The organism is Salinimicrobium sp. CAU 1759, from assembly GCF_054482715.1.
Map to the genome: position 1 here is coordinate 383749 of NZ_JBTLRK010000002.1, position 19741 is coordinate 403489.

The 19741-nt window shown below is 42.8% G+C and carries 14 protein-coding genes; 4 read left to right on the forward strand and 10 right to left on the reverse strand.

Annotated features, from left to right (window positions below; translation table 11 throughout):
• Positions 1-28: 28 nt before the first annotated feature.
• The gene (locus ACXYMT_RS12815; RefSeq protein ID WP_459059497.1) at positions 29-2524 is read left to right on the forward strand and encodes a glycogen/starch/alpha-glucan phosphorylase; all 2496 of its coding nucleotides are present in this window, start codon (positions 29-31) and stop codon (positions 2522-2524) included.
• Here ACXYMT_RS12815 and ACXYMT_RS12820 read toward each other — a convergent pair.
• From ACXYMT_RS12820 to ACXYMT_RS12845, 6 genes are all read right to left on the reverse strand, one after another.
• Entirely contained in the window at positions 2521-3072 is a 552-nt protein-coding gene (locus ACXYMT_RS12820) for an HD domain-containing protein (RefSeq protein WP_459059498.1), read from the reverse strand. The two genes, ACXYMT_RS12815 and ACXYMT_RS12820, sit on opposite strands and share 4 nt — an antisense overlap.
• Positions 3053-3994, reverse strand: a complete 942-nt coding sequence (locus ACXYMT_RS12825) for a YitT family protein (RefSeq protein ID WP_459059499.1) — start codon at positions 3992-3994, stop codon at positions 3053-3055. The genes ACXYMT_RS12820 and ACXYMT_RS12825 overlap by 20 nt, the downstream gene beginning before the upstream one ends.
• Positions 3995-4013: 19 nt before the next feature.
• Positions 4014-5057, reverse strand: a complete 1044-nt coding sequence (locus tag ACXYMT_RS12830; RefSeq protein ID WP_459059500.1) for an adenylate/guanylate cyclase domain-containing protein — start codon at positions 5055-5057, stop codon at positions 4014-4016.
• Between the two features lie 9 nt (positions 5058-5066).
• The gene (locus ACXYMT_RS12835) at positions 5067-5444 is read right to left on the reverse strand and encodes a response regulator (RefSeq protein WP_459059501.1); all 378 of its coding nucleotides are present in this window, start codon (positions 5442-5444) and stop codon (positions 5067-5069) included.
• A 9-nt stretch (positions 5445-5453) separates the two neighbouring features.
• Positions 5454-6485, reverse strand: coding sequence for a sensor histidine kinase (locus ACXYMT_RS12840; RefSeq protein ID WP_459059502.1), 1032 nt, complete (start codon positions 6483-6485; stop codon positions 5454-5456).
• A gap of 237 nt (positions 6486-6722) precedes the next feature.
• On the reverse strand, positions 6723-10208 hold the full coding sequence (locus ACXYMT_RS12845) for a GAF domain-containing sensor histidine kinase (protein WP_459059503.1): 3486 nt from the start codon (positions 10206-10208) through the stop codon (positions 6723-6725).
• 252 nt (positions 10209-10460) lie between these two features.
• Here ACXYMT_RS12845 and ACXYMT_RS12850 point away from each other — a divergent pair, with 252 nt between their 5' ends.
• The 3 genes from ACXYMT_RS12850 to ACXYMT_RS12860 all read left to right on the forward strand — a co-directional run bounded on the left by ACXYMT_RS12850 (position 10461) and on the right by ACXYMT_RS12860 (position 14539).
• Positions 10461-10871, forward strand: a complete 411-nt coding sequence (locus tag ACXYMT_RS12850; protein ID WP_459059504.1) for a hypothetical protein — start codon at positions 10461-10463, stop codon at positions 10869-10871.
• On the forward strand, positions 10868-12691 hold the full coding sequence (locus ACXYMT_RS12855; protein WP_459059505.1) for an adenylate/guanylate cyclase domain-containing protein: 1824 nt from the start codon (positions 10868-10870) through the stop codon (positions 12689-12691). Before ACXYMT_RS12850 ends, ACXYMT_RS12855 begins: the two co-directional genes overlap by 4 nt.
• A gap of 357 nt (positions 12692-13048) precedes the next feature.
• Positions 13049-14539 carry a flavin monoamine oxidase family protein gene (locus tag ACXYMT_RS12860; protein ID WP_459059506.1) on the forward strand — a complete coding sequence of 497 codons (1491 nt, stop codon included), beginning with the start codon at positions 13049-13051 and terminating at the stop codon, positions 14537-14539.
• Between the two features lies 1 nt (position 14540).
• Here ACXYMT_RS12860 and ACXYMT_RS12865 read toward each other — a convergent pair whose 3' ends face one another.
• The 4 genes from ACXYMT_RS12865 to ACXYMT_RS12880 all read right to left on the reverse strand — a co-directional run bounded on the left by ACXYMT_RS12865 (position 14541) and on the right by ACXYMT_RS12880 (position 19735).
• Complete coding sequence (locus ACXYMT_RS12865; RefSeq protein ID WP_459059507.1) at positions 14541-15329, reverse strand: PhzF family phenazine biosynthesis protein; 789 nt, start codon at positions 15327-15329, stop codon at positions 14541-14543.
• 41 nt (positions 15330-15370) lie between these two features.
• A complete protein-coding gene (locus tag ACXYMT_RS12870; RefSeq protein WP_459059508.1) occupies positions 15371-16387 on the reverse strand; it encodes an LLM class flavin-dependent oxidoreductase in 1017 nt (338 codons plus the stop codon).
• A gap of 131 nt (positions 16388-16518) precedes the next feature.
• Positions 16519-19065, reverse strand: coding sequence for an ABC transporter permease (locus ACXYMT_RS12875; RefSeq protein ID WP_459059509.1), 2547 nt, complete (start codon positions 19063-19065; stop codon positions 16519-16521).
• Entirely contained in the window at positions 19052-19735 is a 684-nt protein-coding gene (locus ACXYMT_RS12880; RefSeq protein ID WP_459059510.1) for an ABC transporter ATP-binding protein, read from the reverse strand. The genes ACXYMT_RS12875 and ACXYMT_RS12880 overlap by 14 nt, the downstream gene beginning before the upstream one ends.
• Positions 19736-19741 lie beyond the last annotated feature (6 nt).

Consider the following 19741-nt stretch of genomic DNA (forward strand, 5'->3'; position numbering starts at 1 on the left):
TTTTTCTTACTTTTTACAAAAAGCAACTATGAAAGAACATAAGAAGACTATAGAAAGCTATTTTGCTTCTATTGGGAGCAAGGCCAGTGAAGTAGGTCTGGCCAAAGAAGATATAAAAAAGGATTTTCTACATAAGCTTTTTTACCACCTGGGCCGGGTTCCGGCGGTAACAACAAATAATGATCTTTATACCGCGCTTGCACTTACCATTCGGGATAGGGCGTTAAGGCAATTTGTACGTTCTACAGAAGAATTTGCGCAAAAGGATGCCCGCGGAATTGCCTATTTTTCAGCCGAATATCTTCCTGGACCTCACCTTGGTAACAACCTTTTGAATCTGGAGATCATTGAGGAGACCCGGGAGGCTTTAAATGAATTGGACCTGGACCTGGACCAACTCCTTGAACAGGAAGTTGAACCGGGATTGGGAAATGGGGGATTGGGCCGCCTGGCGTCCTGTTATATGGACTCCTTAGCAACCCTGGGAATTCCTTCGATTGGCTACGGAATAAGGTATGAATTCGGGATCTTTAAGCAGGAAATCCGGGAGGGATGGCAGGTGGAAGCTACAGATAAGTGGCTGCACAATGGCAATCCCTGGGAAGTTATGAGACCCGAGATATCCTACGTTGTAAAGTTTGGTGGCCGAACAGAACACGGCATGGATGAGGAAGACAACTACCAGGTCAAATGGCTACCCGAATCTGAAATAAAAGGAACCGCCTACGATACTCCTATTCTCGGTTATCAAAGCAATGGGATCATCATGCGACTTTGGAAAGCCGAAGCTGTAGAATCTTTCGATTTTTCAGTTTATAACCTGGGAGATTACTATCGTGCTGTGGAGAAGAAAATGCGTTCAGAGAATATCACCAAAGTACTTTACCCTAACGATGAAAACCTCTCTGGTAAGGAGTTGCGACTCAAACAGCAATTCTTTTTCGTTTCCTGTTCTCTGCAGGATATGATCAATCTACACAAAGTGCAGGGTAGAAAACTGAAGGATTTCCACAAGAAGTTCGTCATTCAGCTTAATGATACCCATCCTTCTATAGCAGTGGCCGAACTCATGAGGCTTTTGGTCGATGAGCATAAGATGGAATGGGAAACTGCCTGGGATATTACCCGGGAAACCTTTGCCTATACAAATCATACCCTACTGCCGGAAGCCCTGGAGAAATGGACAATTAGCTTGTTAGGGAGATTACTGCCACGTCATCTGGAGATCATTTACGAGATCAATAGTCGCTTTCTTGAGGAACTTAGGGATAGAGGATTTAGCGGAGAGCAGATCGCCCGTATGTCTTTAATAGATGAGCAGGGGGAGCCTTCAGTAAGAATGGCTCACCTGGCAACTATAGGGAGCTTTAAGGTCAACGGAGTTTCTGAACTGCACTCCCGACTTCTCAAGTCACAGGTCCTTAATGATTTTGCCGATCTCTGGCCAGATAAATTCACCAATGTGACCAATGGGGTCGCTCATAGACGTTTTCTTGCAGTTGCAAATCCCGGTTTGGCCGACCTTATTTCTGAAAAGATCGGGAAAAAGTGGTTGACAGATCTTACAAGTTTTAGTCATTTGGAGAAATTTGCCGAAGATGAAGAATTTCAAAAGAGATGGCAGGAGGTAAAACTGCAGAACAAAGAGTTTCTGGCGCAGCACCTGGAGGAGCATACAGGAGTAAAGGTCGATCCCCACATGCTTTTTGACGTACAGGTTAAGCGCATTCACGAGTATAAAAGACAACACTTAAAATTGCTTCATATCATCGACCTTTATTTGAGGATAAAGCAGGGGAAATCTAAAAATATCGCCCCCTCGACCTTCATCTTTGCAGGAAAAGCTGCGCCCGGTTATTTCATGGCAAAGCTTATCATACGGCTGGTAACCGCAGTGGCCGATCTGGTAAATAATGATGAAGAGGTAAATAAGCTTCTTAAAGTGGTGTTTTTACCGAACTTTAATGTTAAACAGGCACAAAGGGTTTACCCTGCAGCCGATCTTTCTGAACAGATCTCTATGGCCGGTAAAGAAGCATCGGGTACAGGAAATATGAAATTTGCACTTAACGGAGCACTTACGATTGGAACCCTGGACGGAGCAAATGTGGAGATCCTTGAAGAGGTAGGGGAGGATAACTTTTACCTGTTTGGGCAAACTACAGAAGAAGTTCAGCGATCAAAAAAAGAAGGTTACCGGCCTTACAAGCTGTACCAGGAAAATTCCAGGTTAAAGAAGGTTCTTGATTTTCTGGTCTCCGGAGAATTAGCCGGGGGCGATACAGAGCTATTCAAACCTCTTTATCACAATCTATTGCAGCAGGATCCATATCAACTGCTAAAGGATTTCGATTCCTATTGTACCGAGAAAGAAGAGATCTTTAAACTTTGGAGTGATAAAAGGGAATGGACCAAGAAATCTATTCTCAATGTGGCAAGAATGGGAAAATTCTCTTCAGATCGTTCTATAAGGGATTACTGTGAGAAAATATGGAAGGTGGAACCTGTAAGGATCAAGGACTAACTGGCAATCCGGGCTTTTAATTCGGCTAGATGAGCAGCCTTTATTTCTTCACAGTACTTTTTACAGTAAGTCGTATGGTAGGAGTGGTTGGAAAGGAATTTGACCTGAATTTCGTTCCATTCCTGCCGCGAAAGCTGCGGCTGGCTGTGTTTTAATTCTTTATATAATCTTTCACTAACCTCATAGAAAGTATCGGTTCCTAAGTATTCAAGATCGGCATCTGCAAGTATTCTTTCAGAAAGGTTCTTTGGTTGTTGAGGTATTTTGGTCGCCATGATCATGCCGCAAATCCTTTGGATCTCTTCGGGTGTGATCTCAAATTCAGGAAGTTCGGCTGCAGCCATTTCACAACTTTTGCACTCATGGTCTTCCCTGCCTTTTATGAACCCAAGGTCATGATAAAGAGCTGCAACTTTTATCAGGAACAGTTCCCTGCCGGAAATTTCTTCCTGTTCTGCGAGAAAAATTGACTTTTCAAGAACGTATTTGGTGTGGTCGGGTGAATGGTAGTATAACCAGGAAGGCAGGTTATTCTCCAGATTCGACATTACTTTCCTGTAGATTTGCGTGAACATGATCTTCAAAAGGGTCTTTTGCTGTTTGTTTTCCAATTCCTCCTTTAACCTCCTTTATTCTTTGAACAAAGAAAAAGGCTTTAGGATCTATATTGGTAGTGGCTTCTTTTATTCTATGTATTTCCAGTCGGGTTACAATGGTCATCACAATATCGCAATCATGCTTTACATTGTATGTTCCCGGTAAATATCCTCTTTCACCCTTATAAACGGTAATAGCTTTACCAAAGTCATTTACAATAAGGGACTTCACTTGTTCACATTCACTGGATATTATAGTTAAGGCCGTGAACTCTTCAAATCCATCTATCACATAATCTGTGGTCTTGGCCGCAGTGAAATATACTAAAAATGAATACATCGCAGTTTCTATGTCAAAAACAAATGCTGCACCCACAAAGATCAGAGCATTCAAAGTAAGAATGATCTCGGCTGTGGAAAACGCCGATCTTTTGGTGGTATGCAGGGCCATGATCTCAATGCCATCCAATACGCCCCCTGCTTTTATAACAAGGCCGATTCCAAGGCCAATAAGAAAACCCCCAAAGACTGCAATGAGCACTTTATCATCGGTTACTGCAGGGATCTCTATAAAATGCATGAGGATGGTAAGCATGAGAATAGAGATAAGGGCACGAAGTGCAAAGGTCTTTCCTATTTTTTTATAACCCAGGTAAAGGAATGGCAGGTTAAAGGCTACCAGGAGATAGGTAAAAGGCACCTGAAGGATCTCCTCCACAAGAATGGAAATGCCTGTCACCCCACCGTCAAGGAAGTGGTTGGGCAGCATGAATCCTTCCAAAGCGACCATTGCTGAAAATACTCCCAGTATTGAATATACTATGGAATGAAGCGAGAAAAGTGATTTCCAGTTGATCGTTTTGTTTTGTTGCATTTTTGTCTTCTAATGATTGCTAGCTTAAGACTTCATAAGCTTGTACAGTTTCTTTTTTATTTTTGAAGTTAATCAAGCCGACCTCTTTACATTGAAAGGATTCTTTTATCTTTTCAAAATTTGCAGCTGTTATGAGGATCTGGTTGACAGATGCCGCTGTTTGTAGACGGGCCGCGACATTTACCACATCTCCTATAACAGTATAATCCAGTCTTTTTAAAGTACTGGAGCCAATGTTACCTGAAACCATTTCGCCCGAATTGATCCCGATGGAGATCTTTAGTTTGAAAGCTTCCTCCTCTTCCTTATCCTGTTCTACTTTTTGAAGTCTTTCCCTTATTGCAAGGCTGGCCTCAACAGCACGATCAAGATGGTATTCTCCCTTAAAGACGGCCATTATGCAGTCACCCATGAATTTATCTACAATTCCATTTTGATTGATGATCTCTTTTACCATCATATCAAAGTACTTATTAAGCAGTTTCACGACAACATCTGGCGCTTCGGTTTCGCTAATACGGGTAAATTCCACAATATCAATAAAAGCTACAGAGCCTTCCACGGTCTCATTCTCAAAAAGGGCATTTTCCACACCATTCTTTCCCATGAAGTTGAGAACGGTTTCATCTACATACATCCTTAAAATATCATTTTCCTTGACTGCTTTCAGGGTTTCCTTTAATTGGCTTACATGTTTGATTGTCTTATCTATTGTTATTTCAAGATCTTTAAAATCTACGGGCTTGGTGACAAAATCAAAAGCTCCCCGGTTCATGGCGATGCGTATATTTTCCATGTCTCCATAAGCTGAAACAATGACCGATTTCAACAAGGAGTTCTTTTCGCTAATTTTTGCCAGCAACGTAAGACCGTCCATTTCGGGCATATTGATGTCACTGAGCACAAGATCAACATCCGGGTTACTTTCCAGCTGTTCAAGCGCATGGCGCCCATTTAGGGCAAAAAGAAACTCGTATTCATTCTGCCTTATTTTCTGCCGGAACTTTTGCTTAATAAGTACCTCAAGATCGGCTTCATCATCAACTACCAGGATCTTTGCCATAGTTCCATTTTAGCTATTAATGATTCCTCTTATTTCCTCTTTTAGGGAAACAAAATCAATGGGTTTGGTGAAAAATTCTTTTGCTCCTGAATTAATTGCCTTGTTATAATTCTCGGAATCTCCATAAGCAGAGATCATACTCACCTTCATTTCCGGAAACTTCTGTTTAATGATCTGGAGCAGTTCAAGACCCGTCATTCCGGGCATATTGATATCTGAAAAAACATAGACCACAGAAGGGGGATTGGACTCCTCCAGGATTTCCAACGCCTCCTGTCCCGAAAAAGCAAAGACCAACTCCAGGTCTTCCTGTTTTGTCTCCTTCCGGAATTTTTGGCGGAATAACATTTCCACATCCTTTTCATCATCGACAATTAATATTTTCATAGCAATATTTTAAAGATTTTTGTTCAATTCTATCCTGAAGCGGGTATACTCCCCTTCGCCGGTCTCAATATCAAGTGAGGCTTTGTGTTCCTGAATGATCTCTTTGCTTATGCTCAAACCCAATCCGGTGCCTTCTGCACCTTTCTTGGTGGTGAAAAAAGGAGTAAGGATCTTTTTCTTAATATCTTCCGGAACTCCCGGGCCATTGTCTTCAATGATGACTACGGCTTTATCCTCTTCTGTAGTAGTTATCACCTTTAGAACAGGTTTATAATCCTCTACAGCCGGAGTGGATTCTACTTTTTCTCTCATCGCATCAAAGGCATTTTTACACAGGTTAAGAATAACCCGGCTAAAACTTTCGGCGTTTAGTTTAACATTTCCGAGATTCGGCTCAAGTTCAAGCTGTATATCCACATTAATGGAATTCTTATTGGCCCTCATACCATGGAAAGCGAGGTTGACGTATTCCCTGATTAAAGCATTCAGGTCTTCGGGTTCGTAATTTCCGTTACCGCCACGGCTGTGGAGCAACATTGATCTTACAATGCCCTCGGCCCGGTGCCCGTGAGTCCGGATCTTACTTAGGTTCGATCTTATGTACTCAATGAGGTTAAAAGCTTCTTCTATCTCTTTTGGATTTCTTAGATCCTGCAGAATTTCTTCGATCTCCTCAAGGTATTCCAAGCTGAGGTCGGAGAAGTTGGTGATGAAATTCAGGGGGTTTTTGATCTCATGAGCTATACCTGCCGTGAGGAGCCCCAAACCAGCCAGTTTTTCCTGCTTAATGAGTTGTTGTTCGGCCGCTTTCAGCTGTTTTTTTGCAGCTGCAAGGTTCTTCCTGTATTTTGCCAGTTCCGCATCCATAGCTCCGCCGGGAGCGACAGCCTTCAGATTCTGCAGTTTCCAATCCTCTCCGGACTTTTTTAGGTGAAGCTGAAAATTGAGATCGTTTTCTTTCTGCAAGGCCAACTCTTTTTTTAATGCCTGAACAAGCTTGGCAAATACCGGATCTTCTGTTTTTAATTCTTTATTTTCCATTGGTTTGGGAAACTCTATGTGATTAAGTTAAGAAAAAAAATACTACATAACTTATTCTTTAGAGTAACTGTTCATATTTTAAAGATTTAATAAAAAGTTATATGATCTCCATTTAGGAGTAGTTGGATCCTGAACTCTGCTCTTTCACCCGCAACTAGCGGCAATTACTTCCCAAAAGAATATCAGCAAAAAACAACGATAGAATAGGTCTTAAAAATGTCATTTTTGAAAGCTTATTTAGACGCCGGTTTGTACAAGATTATTTGCAGATAGCTGTAGAATGAATTTTGTTCCACTTACAGGGGAGGTCTCAACATCCATTTTTCCTCCATGAGCTTTCATAATATCATTGGTGATACTTAATCCCAATCCGGTCCCTTCAGTACCCTTTTTAGTGGTAAAAAATGGCTGCAGGATCTTATCCTTGATCTCATCAGGAATTCCCGGTCCGTTGTCTTCTACGACCAATTCTACAGCATTTTCGTTTCGGGTAGTGTGTACCACCAGTTCGGGAGAAAATTTTGTAGAATGAAGTTTTTCTCTTATTGCATCAAAAGCATTATTGCATAAGTTGAGAATAACCCTGCTAAAATCTTCCCTTATCACCGGGATAAGGCCCAGGTTTTCATCGAGATCAAATTTTATGTTCACATTGACAGGGTGCTTTCCTGCGCGCATCCCGTGGAAGGCCAGATTTACGTATTCTTTGATGAGCAGGTTGAGGTCTGTTGGCTGCATTTTACCAGTACCGCCCCTGCTGTGTTGCAACATAGATTTCACAATAGTATCGGCCCGGGTTCCATGCTCGTGGATCTTTTTCAGATTCTTTTCTATATCTGTAAGCAGTTCTTCAATGCTCTCTAAAGATGCTTGTTTCCTTTCTGAATCTATGGTATTAGATCTATTTTCAGCTTTAACATCTAACAGTTCTTCTTTAGCCTCTTCTATAAGTTCTATGCTAACATCAGAAAAATTGTTCACAAAGTTTAGTGGATTTTTGATCTCATGCGCTATACCTGCAGTGAGTTGCCCCAGGGAAGCCAGTTTTTCCTGTTGTACCAACTGGTTTTGAGCTGCTTTAAGTTCTCCCAGGGCAGCTTTCATTTTTTGGTAAGATTCAGCATTCTGTATTGCAATCCCCACATTGGCAGCTATGGTTGTAAGAAGATGTTCGTCGTGAATAGAAAATTTATTTCCTTTTTCCTTACTCTGTACACTAATGACTCCAATTGCTTCTTCCCCGGCCATTATAGGTACTCCAAGATAGGATGAGACCATTTGGCCCCTTTTTTCAGCCTTTATTTTTTCATAAGTTTCATCTAGGTTGGTATTGACCAGCAATGGCTCCTTGTTCAAAATTATCTTTTCGGTTATCCCATTTCCGAACTTCCGGGATTGAGATATATCTCCGTAGTAATATGGGAAATTCAGCATATTGGTTTGGCGGTCATACAGGGCCAAATAGACAATATCAGCACTGAAAGTGCTCCTCATCTGTTCTCCTACCAGGCCTATTAATGCGTCCAACTCCAGTTGAGAGACAATTGCCTTACTAATGTTGTTTACCGTATGCAATTCTGCTGCCCGCCGTTCAGTTTCCTCAAGTAAGCGTGTGGTCTCATTGAACAATCTGGCGTTTTCTATCGCAAAGCTCATACTATTGGTAAGGGTAGTGAGAAGTCTAACGTCGTCTTCATTGAATGCAAATTCCTTTTTAATATTCTGAAGACTAACAGATCCCTTTATTACATCTCCAACGACCATGGGAATAAAAATGGCTGATTTTGGTACCAATCCTTCTGTAAAACCTCTGCTTCCATGCTTTCTTGCAGTTTCCTGATAATCTTTATTTATGAGAAGAGGTTCTTTGCTTTCGATTAAAATTTTATTGGCCCAAATAATGGGTCGTGGTTCTGAGGTCATTTCTTCACCACCTTCAACTGCATACTCCCAATTTTCTAAATTCTCTTGCAGGTCAAAGGTTCTAATAATGAGAGTTTGGGTATGTAGAACTTCGCAGATCCTGTCTCCAACCTCCTTATAGATCGCTCTCATATCTAATTCTTTTACCAATCCTTCCTGCACACTGTTGATGATCTGTAGTTCTGAATTTCTTTTCTCGGTTTCGTCCAATAATCGGGTGGTCTCATTAAAAAGACGGGCGTTCTCGAGGGCAACACTCATACTGTTCACCAGGGTGTTGAGCAATCGTATATCGGAATCACTGAAGGCATTTTCATGATCCAGATTTTGCAGGGAAACATATCCTTTGACCTCTCCTGCGATTAGCATAGGAACGAAGACCATGGTTTTGGGTAAGACCGTTCCCGGAAGAGCTTCCGGATCTTTACCCATCAGGTTTTTGAGAAAATCTTTGACACTTTCCTTTAAATGGATCGTCTCCTTCTCCCGGATTAATAATTCCCGGAACTTATCTAAGCTCCTCGGTTTTGGATAAATCCGCTTTCCATTTTCAAAATTATAGTTGAAACTCTCCTGCTGCTTTTCCAAATCAAAGGTGGCAATTGAAACCACCTGGGCATCGAAGAGGTCGCGTGTTTTGTTTCCTACCAGTTCATATATCTTTTGAAGGTCCATTTTGGCCATAAGACCTTCCTGTACACTGTTAATGACATCAAGCTCGGCATTACGCTGGGTGGTTTCACTAAATAACCGGGCGTTTTCCAAAGCCACACTCATACTGTTGGCGAGGGTGGTAAGCAGGCGAACGTTAGCATCTGAAAATGCGTTTTCCTTATCGAGATTTTGAAGGGAAACGTAACCGGTTACACGGTCTCCCACCGTTAATGGAACGAATACCAGCGACTTTGCCCTCCTGGTACCTTCCACGGGAACGTGCTCCTCACCGGTGATCTCTTCGATCCTTTGGTCGATGTTTTCCTTTATATGTAGAGGTTGTTTATTCTCTATTATCCATTGTCTTAGTTTATTATATTTCTGGCTGTTTGGATAATATCTCTTCCCGTCCTCATACAGGTAGTTGAAGATTTCCAGTTTGTTTGAAAGATCGAAAGTAGCTATGGCTGCGACCTGGGCTTCAAAAAGATTCCTGATCTTGTCTCCCACCAGGTCATAGATGTCCTGCATATCGGTTTCTGCAACCAACCCCTGCTGTACACTGTTAATCACCGCCAATTCAGCATTTCTTTCTTCAGTTTCATTGAAAAGTCGGGCGTTTTCAAGAGTCACACCAATAGTTGATGCAATAGTGTTTAGCAGCCGGATATCTTCCTCTTTAAAAGCATGTTCGCGGTCGACGTTTTGAATGCTTATATAGCCAAAAACTGTATTCCCCGCTATCATTGGCACGTATAGAGCCGATTTTGTTGCTTTGGTTCCGGGGATTACTGTAGGTTCTTCCCCTGTGATCCGGGTCCAGACTGCATCTGCATCCTCACTAATGTAAATGATCTCAGCAGTCGAGATAAGGCGTTGCCTTAATTTATCTATGGGTCGGGGGATAGGGTAGTGGCGTTCTCCTTCTTCAAAGACATAATGAAAGATTTCCTTATCTGTCGCCAGGTTGAAGGTGCTTATCGCAGCGACCTGAGTGTCGAACAGGTCCTTTATCTTTTCACCCAGTTCGACATAAATCTCTCCAATTTCTTTCCTTGAAAGCAAACCTTCCTGTACATTACTCAAAAGCGCCAGTTGAGCCTCCTGTTGTCTTACTTTTTCAAGTAAATGTTTTTCCCCCTGCATAATAATAGGATTATGGGTTGTTGGTGGGGGAATCTGGATGTTAAACGAAATGTATGCTATTAAATTAACATTAATTAAATGGGCTAATTAGTTGATTAACAAAAATTTAGTAGTACTGTCGTCTTTGGCTTCCAGCCTTTAGGCAAGGCTAGTTCTTAAGGCTCACTTTCCTGTACTTCAACGAATTTTGTTGACAAGCTGAACTTTCTTCACTAACTTAATAATCAATTAATTAACCAAAATTTTGCAGATATGGGAGCAGAGAACACCAAGATCTACATGATCGTGGATACCAAAGAGATCCAACCGGGCAACGTTGACAAAAACGTCAGGTTTAAAGATAACCGTGGTAACAAGGAACCACAGGGGGACCCGGTCAATTTTACTTCAGATGTAAATGCAGGACAGAAAGTATTCTGGTTTGGACAACCCGAAGATGAACAAAGGGACACTATAGAGATCACCGGAGTTAAAAGAAAAAATGGTGGGCCTAAGCTCCTAAAAGATATTGGAAAGGATCCCGCACACAGCGGTGCATACATGGCCAGGGTAGTCGATGACTATATTGAAGGTTTAGAAAGCTATTCTATTAGCTTCAGGATCAAAGATCATAAAGCTGAATACGAAGTAGATCCAAAAATCAGAATGGTCTCAGTTGAATGAAAGGATTTCCATTCATATTAGTTTTTTTACTTTGCAGCTTTTCTTTCAAAGACAGCCTTGCTCAGGAGACCTATAGGGACTCTCTAAAGCAGGTCTATTATTCAGATCCCGAGAGAAGTGAAGATGCCTGGCTACTCATTGAAATAGCAGAAAAAGAAAAGAGTGCAGACAGCATTCTTAAATACTCTTCTCTTGCTTTAAAAAAACTGGAGCAGGATGCTCACGATTCCTTGAAAATAAAGGTTTATCGAATACATGGCGTGGGATGGCGCTACGCAGCAGATTATGACAAATCTTTGGAATTTTTGTTTAAAGCCGCGCAAATTGGAGAAGAAACCGGTCTCGAAATGGAGTTGGGTATAGCGAATGTTGAAATAGCTAATACTTATTCTGAAAGCGGTGATTTTGCTAATTCTCAAACTTATTACAATAGAGGAATTGAATTACTAAGAAAAGATGGAGAATCTCTTGTGTTCGGTCTTGTGCTCTATAATAAGGGAGATGATCTGCTTGAGAAAGGACAGGCCGATCTAGCTCTTAAACCCATCACTGAAGCCCGAGAAATTTTTAAAGCTCATGGCGAAGAATCTTACGAGGCATATAGTTTGGGTAACCTGGGTCGCATATATGCACTGCAGGGGAACTCCTATGAAGCGGAAAAATATCTTAATCAGGCCATAGATCTCCTGCAGGAGGAGAAGGATTTTTATGCGATTGCAGATTTTTTAAAAACAATGACTCAAATCTATTTGGATAAGGGTCAGGAATATGCTGCCCTTGAATTTGCTGAAGAGGCTCTTGACGTCACTAGGCAATACGGACTGAGAAAGGAGCAGGAGGAAATACATTATCAGCTCTACCAGATCTATGAAGGCATGGGAAATTCTGCACAGGCCCTTAATAATTACAAGAATTATATTGCATACAGAGATAGTATAAAAGATGTGAAGACCATAGAGGAAATGGCCGATCTGCGGACCAATTTTGAACTTTCCAGAAAACAAACCGAAGTTGATCTTCTCAACGAGCAAAAGGCAAATCAACGGAATGTGGTAATTGCTACTGCCGTTGCTTTGTTCTTGATCATGCTTCTTGCTCTGGGACTCTACAGGCGTAATAAGTACATTGGCAGAACCAAAAAGATCATTGAAAAGGAAAAGAACAGGTCCGATCAATTACTTTTAAACATCCTGCCTCAGGAAACAGCAATGGAGCTTAAAGAAAAAGGCAAAGTAAAGGCCAAGCGATTTGAAGCCGTAACGGTGCTCTTCACCGACTTTAAAAATTTTACCCATTACGCCGAAAACCTACCGCCGGAAGAATTAGTAAAAAGTGTGGACTTCTATTTCTCAAAATTTGATGAGATCGTCGAACGATATGGGCTGGAGAAGATAAAAACGGTAGGTGATGCCTATATGTGTGCTTCAGGGGTGCCTTTTCCTGTAGAAGATCACGCACATCGGGTTGTAGCCGCAGCTTGTGAAATGCTTTCGTTCGTGAGGAAAGCACGCGAGATGGAATCGGGGAAGGAAACCAGGTTTGAAGTCAGGATTGGGATCAATTCGGGACCTGTGGTGGCCGGAGTGGTAGGTAATAAAAAATGGGCCTATGATATATGGGGGGATGCAGTGAATATTGCTGCCCGCATGGAAACAACTTCAGAAATTGGCAAAATTAATATTTCCGAAAATACATATAGCCTTATTAAAGAAGATTTTGACTGTGATTTTAGAGGTGAGATCAATGTAAAGAATAAAGGAATGATGAAGATGTATTTTGTAAAGGGTGCGAAGGAAACCGAACAAAGTTGTGTGGCTTAAAACATTAGCAGTCAAAAATGACATTTTGAGGCCACGTTTCCGGGCTCGTAATAGCCGGCACCACGTCATTAAGTAAATTACCAATGCTTTTCCTGTCAAAGGAAATCACGCTGTACTTCTTAAACAAGAAATTGATTTTTGATATCTTATGATATGAAATCGGAGAGAAATTTTTATGCAAAATTCAATTGCAGGAAGCTACCTACATGGGTAAGGCTTAGCATTCCGAAGAAGTTTTAAAAAATTTTATATATTTGATTATCAGGCAGCTGCTGATGTTATTTTTCCCTAATTTCAGTGGACAGAATATCCCCCTACTTTATTCTTTGATCATGAAGATACTAATCAACCTATATAATGATGAAAAAAGAGAACAAGGGCAGAATTTCACGCAAAACATTTTTAATACAAATTGGCATGGGAATGGGCGCTTTGGGCACAGGGATATTTTATCCTGCTGGTCTTTCGGCTGCAGAATTCCTTTCAGGTAAAACAACTACAAAAAAGAAGGTGGTTGTAGTCGGCGCCGGACTTGCAGGGCTTGCTGCTGCCTGGCAACTGCGTAAAGATGGACATGAAGTAACGGTTCTTGAGGCCCGCAACAGGCCCGGAGGCAGGGTCTCAACCGTAAGTAAACCATTTGCTGAAGGTCTATATGCCGAAGAGGGCGCTGCAGCATATTCTGAAAGTTATACTGAAGCTGTAAAGCTGATCAAGGAATTTCAACTTGAGACCATACCTTATGCCTGGCCTGAAGAGGAAATTATTTACCACCTTAATGGTGAGCGTATTACTGCCAAAGCCGGCGAACAGGTAAATTGGCCATACGAGCTTCATCCTGAGGAGCAGGGAAAAGATCCTATGGCCCTGGTTCAGAAATACATAATTGAAACCTTACCTAAAGAAGCAGGTGACCCTAATCTATGGGATAAGGCCCCTGTGGTTAATTTTGATAAAATGTCTCTTGCAGAGTATCTTAAAAAACAAGGTGCCAGCGAGGGAGCTGTAAAACTTTTGCAGAACACCCAGTGGTTTGCTGCCGTACCTCACAAAACTTCCGGTTTGTCCATGGCGATGTCAGATTTTGGACTTTTCATGAGCGGAATGCCATTTGTTTTAAAAGGTGGAAATGATCTTCTGCCAAAAGAAATGGCTGCGCGAATGAAGGATGATATTAATTACGGGGTGGAGGTAAAAAGTATAAGGGATACAGGAGAAGGAGTAGAGGTCTCAGCTCACAAAAATGGGGAAAGCAGAAGCTTTAGGGGAGACGAGGTCATAGTAAGCCTGCCACTAAAGGTTCTCAAAAATGTCACTTTTGACCCTCCTCTTTCCGCAGCTAAGACAGAGGCCATAGATGAAATGCCAAAGATCGACCTAACCCGGGTCTACCTCCAGGTAGATGAACCTTTCTGGAGAAGCCAGGGCCTCTCGGGGATGGCTTTTACAGATCTTCCTGTGATGCAGATCAACCCTTATCACAATATGAAAAATAAGGAGGAAGGACCGGCCATTCTCGAAAGTTATGTTGCCGGTGACCGTGCAAAACAATTAAGAGACCTGACGGAAGAGGAAGCAATTGAAAGGCAATTGAATGAAATGGAAAAAGTGCATCCCGGGGTAAAAGATCATTTCATCGGTGGATATTTCAAAGCCTGGGGAGAAGATCCCTATGCTCTTGGTGGCCCCAGTTGGCCTGCGCCCGGCGATGTTACTGCTCATTTAAGAGACCTGCAGGCAGCACAGGGAAATATTCACTTTGCAGGCGAGCATACCAGTATTTTGAGAAGTACGATGGAAGGAGCTATAAGATCGGGTTTTCGTGCAGCTAAAGAGATCAATAGCTAAGCTATTCAGTAAAAAGTTTTCCGATGGAGTAGGTACGGGCGCTGCCTGCAACTTCAACCCGGTGGTTTTTATTCCGGCAGAACAATCGACCGCCACGCTCAGAGAGTTGCTGTGCCATTAATTCATTCTGTCCGAACTTCTCACTCCAGTAGGGGGTAAGGGAACAATGGGCTGAACCGGTAACAGGATCTTCAAAAACAGAAGCTCCGGGGGTGAAGAAGCGGGAAACGAAATCACTTTCTGTTCCTTTAGCGGTAACTGTTACTCCACCGGTACCAAGTTCAAGTTGGTCAAACCAGTTGCGGTCGATCTCTATATCTCTCACTTCCTGCTCGTTCGAATATACCAGGACAAAATCCCGTGCCTTAAGTGTTTCCTTAGGCTGAATATTCAGAGATCTTTCAAGAAGCTCGGGAAGAGGAGTAGTGGTAGGTTTTCTAGATGGTAGATCAAGCACGTATCTTCCATCTTCAACGGTAACTTTTAGTTCCCCGCTAAGGGTCTCGAAAATGATGGTATTGGGGGAATATTTTCTGATCTCTTTCAAGGCGTGAGCAGCTGCGAGAGTAGCGTGTCCACAGAGATCCATTTCCATTTCGGGGGTGAACCATCTCAGGTGAAACTTATAACCCATATCTACAAAAAAGGCAGTTTCGGCAACTGCATTCTCTTTTGCTATTTTAAGGAGGGTTTCATCGGGCAGCCATTCAGACAGTGGGACCACACAGGCAGGATTTCCGCTGAATATGCGGTCTGTAAAAGCGTTGATCTGGTATAGGTGTAATTGCATCGTATAAATTTAAAAATTCGCAGCTAATATTGACCGCACCTTTACTTTGAATTGAGCTCCTGCATTACTTCTGAAAAGATCCTGTAGGATTCCAGCCTGTCCCGGTGATGGTAAATATGAGAAGCGACCATGATCTCATTGACTCCGGTTTGTTTCAGAAATTCCGCCGTTTGTTTCTTCACCTTTTCCTTACTGCCAATAAAGGCATATTTCAACATTTTTTGAAATGCTGGATTCGCGGCTAGCTCCCGTAATTCATCATTCATGGGAACAGGCGGTTGCATATAGTCAATGTTGCCGGTCATCACCCCCAACATCAACCTAAGAAGGCTGGTGGAGATCTTTTCTGCCTCCTCATCGGTTTCGGCAGCAATAACATTGACACAGCCAATGGTATAAGGCTCTTCAAGATATTTTGAAGGCTGAAATTTGTTGTAGTAGATATTAAGCGCCTCAAAAAGCTGGGCAGGTGCAAAATGACTGGCAAAAGCGTAGGGTAAACCTTTTGCTGCCGCAACATGAGCACTATCTGTACTTGATCCCAGGATGTAGATAGGAACATCAACACCTTCAGCTACTGTAGCCCGTACTTTGGCATCCTTATTTTCTGTCGAAAAATATTGCCGGATCTCATCTATCTCCTCCGGAAATTTATAGACTGCCTGCATGCGATCGCTCCGAATGGCATGTGCTGTGATCTGATCTGTGCCCGGAGCTCTTCCCAGCCCAAGATCGATCCTGCCGGGATAGAGGGAGCCTAAAGTGCCAAATTGTTCCGAAACTATGAGAGGGGAGTGGTTTGGGAGCATAATGCCGCCACTACCCACTTTTATCTTTTTTGTGCCCCCTGCGATGTAGCCAATAAGCACAGAGGTTGCCGAACTGGCAATGCTTTTCATATTGTGATGCTCTGCCAGCCAAAACCTGTGGTAGCCCATTTCTTCCGCTGTCTGGGCGAGATGCAGACTATTATTAAAGGTTTCCTGTACAGAGGAATCCACTCCAACACTTGCGAGCTCAAGAATGGAATAGGGTAAGGGAGTTTTCGTAAGAGACATAGCAATAAATTTCTTTGTTCAAAGTTCGGGAATTTGAAAAGGAAGACCAGCAGAAATCAGCTTTAAAAATGGCCTTTTTGAGAGGACACCTGAAACAAAAATTTCAGAAGAAAGATTGAATATCCGTCCCTTTAATAGCTTTCCTTCCTTAGTACTTCTAGCGGCGGACTCTTTATTACACTAATACTATTTGTGAGACCAATGATCATGACCAGCAAAGTAATTGCAGGGAACAGGACCAAAAATGGGAAATACGAGGGGGCAAATGCGGTGTCAAATAACAGCCAGGCCAGCAGTTGCCCGCTTATGAGGGAAAGGAAAATGCCCGAAAGGGTTCCCAATGCTCCAAGGTAGAAATATTCCAGGGTCAGGATCTTTAGGATCTGCTTACTACGGGCACCTATGGTTCGAAGTAGTACACTTTCTCTTATCCGCTGAAATTTACTGGTCCTCACTGCCCCCAAAAGCACAATTATTCCTGTCAGGATGCTGAAAAAGGCCATGAAGTTAATAAGCCACGCGATCTTGTTGAGCAGGTCTTCTACCACCTTGAGGATCTGTCGCAGATCAATAATTGATATGTTCGGATACAATTGAACCAGGTCCTGTTGGAGAGAAGCCGAGGCATTTTCATCTGCCACCTTCGTAGTGATCACCCTGAACTGCGGTGCATCTTCTAATATTCCCTTAGGGAAGACTATAGAGAAATTGGGTTGCATCCGGCTCCAGTCCACTGTTCTTACACTGCGAACTACGGTGTTCATGATCACCCCCTGCACGTTAAAGGAGACCTTATCTCCAATTTCAACTTTTGCGTCTTCAGCGAAATTGTCACTCACAGAAATTGGAATGAGGTTAGGATCTGTTACTTTGGGGATCCATTCTCCGGCAGTAAGTTCTTCAGAATTGATAAGAGAGTCCCTATAGGTCACCCTGAACTCATGATTTAAGACCCATCGGTTAATATTCGAGGTGGAGTCTTCCCTTATCTCATTTACGGTTCTTCCCTTAAGAGTATGTACCCGCATGGTCACTATGGGAATGTCATCCAGGACGGGATTCCCACTACTTATGATCGTTTGTTCCACATCTTTCTCCTGTCCCGCCTGTACATCGAGCAGGATCATATTAGGGCTATCGGTTTGCGCATCGATAGATGCCTGTGCCAGTAGAATATCTTTCGTGAAGTATAGGGTGCTAATTAAAAAAGCTCCGACACCAATTGCCAGAACAAGGGTTAAAGTTTGATTTTGCGGCCTGTAAAGATTCTGCAAGCTTTGTCGTGCAGGAAAGCCCCAGTTGGAAGGAAAATTGTCGCGAATGGCTTTCATGAACAGTCGCGCAATTCCCGCAAGAATGGAAAAGGTCACGATAATTCCAAAGACAAAGGCCAGGGAATATCTCCAGTCCTGTAATAGCCAATAGGAGAATAGAAGAATGAACAGAAAGATAGCACCCAGGACTGCCAGTTCTGCTTTACCCTTTTTCTTATTACTGCCGCTCTGAACTCTTAAAGCCTGTAAAGGTGAAATGTAAAGGGTGCCAATTAAAGGGATCAGGGCGAACAGTACTGCCATAAAGATTCCCAGAAGAAGGCCAATAAGTACAATCTGAAGTGAGACATTCATCTCTACATCTACAGGTAAAAGATCCCTGAGCAGGAGAGGAAAAAGTTGCTGTAAGAATAACCCTGTGACAGTTCCTATAATGCCTCCCAGCAAACCCATTCCTGCAATTTGAAGCAGGTAGATATAGAAGGTCTGTCTTTTTGTTGCTCCCAGGCACTTCAATACCGCTACTGCCTTTAGCTTCCCTTTGATATAGATGTTAATGGCACTTGCAATGCCTACGCAGCCAAGAAGCAGTGCGATAAATGCGACCAGGTTCAGGAACTTTCCGAAGTTTTCATAGCGGCGCCCCAATCTTTCACTGGTGGAGGTGTGAGTGTCAAGATCTGCCTCCATTTCATCCAGCCTTGGATCCAGCACTTCATCCAGCTGTTCAAGGCTGGTGTTGGGTGCTGCAGTAAAATAAAAGTCATAAGAGATCCGGCTTCCGGTTTGCACCAGTCCGCTTTCTTCAATAAATCTGGAAGGAATAACTGCCGGAGGTGCTACAGAAGAGAAAAAAGCATTACTGCCAGGTATTGATATTAAAGCACCGGCAATTGGAAGCACTACCTCTCCAATTTTCACTTTGTCTCCGGGACTTAAGCCTAATTGCTTCATGACAGTGGCATCAATAAGAGCTTGTCCTTCTTCCTGGTAAATACTTGCAGCATTAGGAGGATCTGTCTCCAGCTCTCCGTATAATGGGAATCCGCCTTCGATTCCCCGAACCTGCACCAGCTTAGTCCCGTCTTTTCCGGGAAAAGCTGCCATAGAAACAAAGCTGATTTCCCTGGCTTTGGCACCTCCCAGGGAATCCATTATAGACAGGATCTCTTCACCCGGAGCTTTATCCATATCAATTTTATAGTCGGCACCCATCATGGATTTGGACTGAAGAGCAATATTGTCTTTCAAAGTTTCGCCAAAAGACTGTATGGCCACTACAGCTGCAATTCCGAGTACTATGGAAGCCATAAAGAGAACCAGTTTTCGACTGCTGGCTTTCCCGTCACGCCAGGCCATTTTTACCAGCCAGGAAAAAGAGGAGGTTGAACTAAACTTGCTCATGAGACTCAATTATTTTTCCGCCTTTAAGACGCAGAATTCGCTGTGTCATCCCGGCGAGATCAAGATCATGAGTCACAATCACTAATGTAGTTCCCGCTTCTCTGTTGAGTTCAAACAGCAGTTCAATAATTTTCTCCCCCGTTTCGGCATCAAGGTTACCCGTGGGTTCATCTGCAAAAAGAATAGCCGGATTATTTGAAAAAGCTCTTGCTACTGCCACCCGTTGTTGTTCCCCGCCCGAGAGCTGCGATGGATAATGATCATACCTGTCACCCAGGCCAACCTTATCCAGGAGCTCTTTACTAATTTTCATGGCATTTTTGGCACCCTGAAGTTCCAGGGGAACCGCAACATTTTCGAGCGCTGTTAGGGTTGGAAGGAGTTGAAAATCCTGGAATATGAAGCCTATTTTCTGGTTACGCAGCACTGCGCGCTCATCTTCTGAAAGTTCGCTGAGGTTGGTATTGCAGAGCTCTATACTTCCGGAATCGGGTCGGTCCAGGCCGGCGCAAAGACCGAGCAAGGTAGTCTTTCCACTACCCGAAGGCCCTACGATCGCAAAAGTCTCTTTTTCTTCAATATCAAAGCTTATGTCGTGTAGTACCGTGAGCTGCTTGGAGCCGCTGGAATAGCTTTTCTCCAGGTTGCGCACGTTCAATATTTTTGTCATCTTTAA

Bases quoted from the DNA above. Each gene is read 5' to 3' on its own strand.
- ACXYMT_RS12845 (WP_459059503.1), bottom strand. From the start codon at position 10,208: ATGCAGGGGGAAAAACATTTACTTGAAAAAGTAAGACAACAGGAGGCT.
- ACXYMT_RS12865 (WP_459059507.1), bottom strand. From the start codon at position 15,329: ATGCAATTACACCTATACCAGATCAACGCTTTTACAGACCGCATATTC.
- ACXYMT_RS12820 (WP_459059498.1), bottom strand. From the start codon at position 3,072: ATGTCGAATCTGGAGAATAACCTGCCTTCCTGGTTATACTACCATTCA.
- ACXYMT_RS12830 (WP_459059500.1), bottom strand. From the start codon at position 5,057: ATGGCAAAGATCCTGGTAGTTGATGATGAAGCCGATCTTGAGGTACTT.
- ACXYMT_RS12875 (WP_459059509.1), bottom strand. From the start codon at position 19,065: ATGAGCAAGTTTAGTTCAACCTCCTCTTTTTCCTGGCTGGTAAAAATG.
- ACXYMT_RS12860 (WP_459059506.1), top strand. From the start codon at position 13,049: ATGATGAAAAAAGAGAACAAGGGCAGAATTTCACGCAAAACATTTTTA.
- ACXYMT_RS12815 (WP_459059497.1), top strand. From the start codon at position 29: ATGAAAGAACATAAGAAGACTATAGAAAGCTATTTTGCTTCTATTGGG.
- ACXYMT_RS12880 (WP_459059510.1), bottom strand. From the start codon at position 19,735: ATGACAAAAATATTGAACGTGCGCAACCTGGAGAAAAGCTATTCCAGC.
- ACXYMT_RS12835 (WP_459059501.1), bottom strand. From the start codon at position 5,444: ATGAAAATATTAATTGTCGATGATGAAAAGGATGTGGAAATGTTATTC.
- ACXYMT_RS12825 (WP_459059499.1), bottom strand. From the start codon at position 3,994: ATGCAACAAAACAAAACGATCAACTGGAAATCACTTTTCTCGCTTCAT.
- ACXYMT_RS12840 (WP_459059502.1), bottom strand. From the start codon at position 6,485: ATGGAAAATAAAGAATTAAAAACAGAAGATCCGGTATTTGCCAAGCTT.
- ACXYMT_RS12855 (WP_459059505.1), top strand. From the start codon at position 10,868: ATGAAAGGATTTCCATTCATATTAGTTTTTTTACTTTGCAGCTTTTCT.
- ACXYMT_RS12850 (WP_459059504.1), top strand. From the start codon at position 10,461: ATGGGAGCAGAGAACACCAAGATCTACATGATCGTGGATACCAAAGAG.
- ACXYMT_RS12870 (WP_459059508.1), bottom strand. From the start codon at position 16,387: ATGTCTCTTACGAAAACTCCCTTACCCTATTCCATTCTTGAGCTCGCA.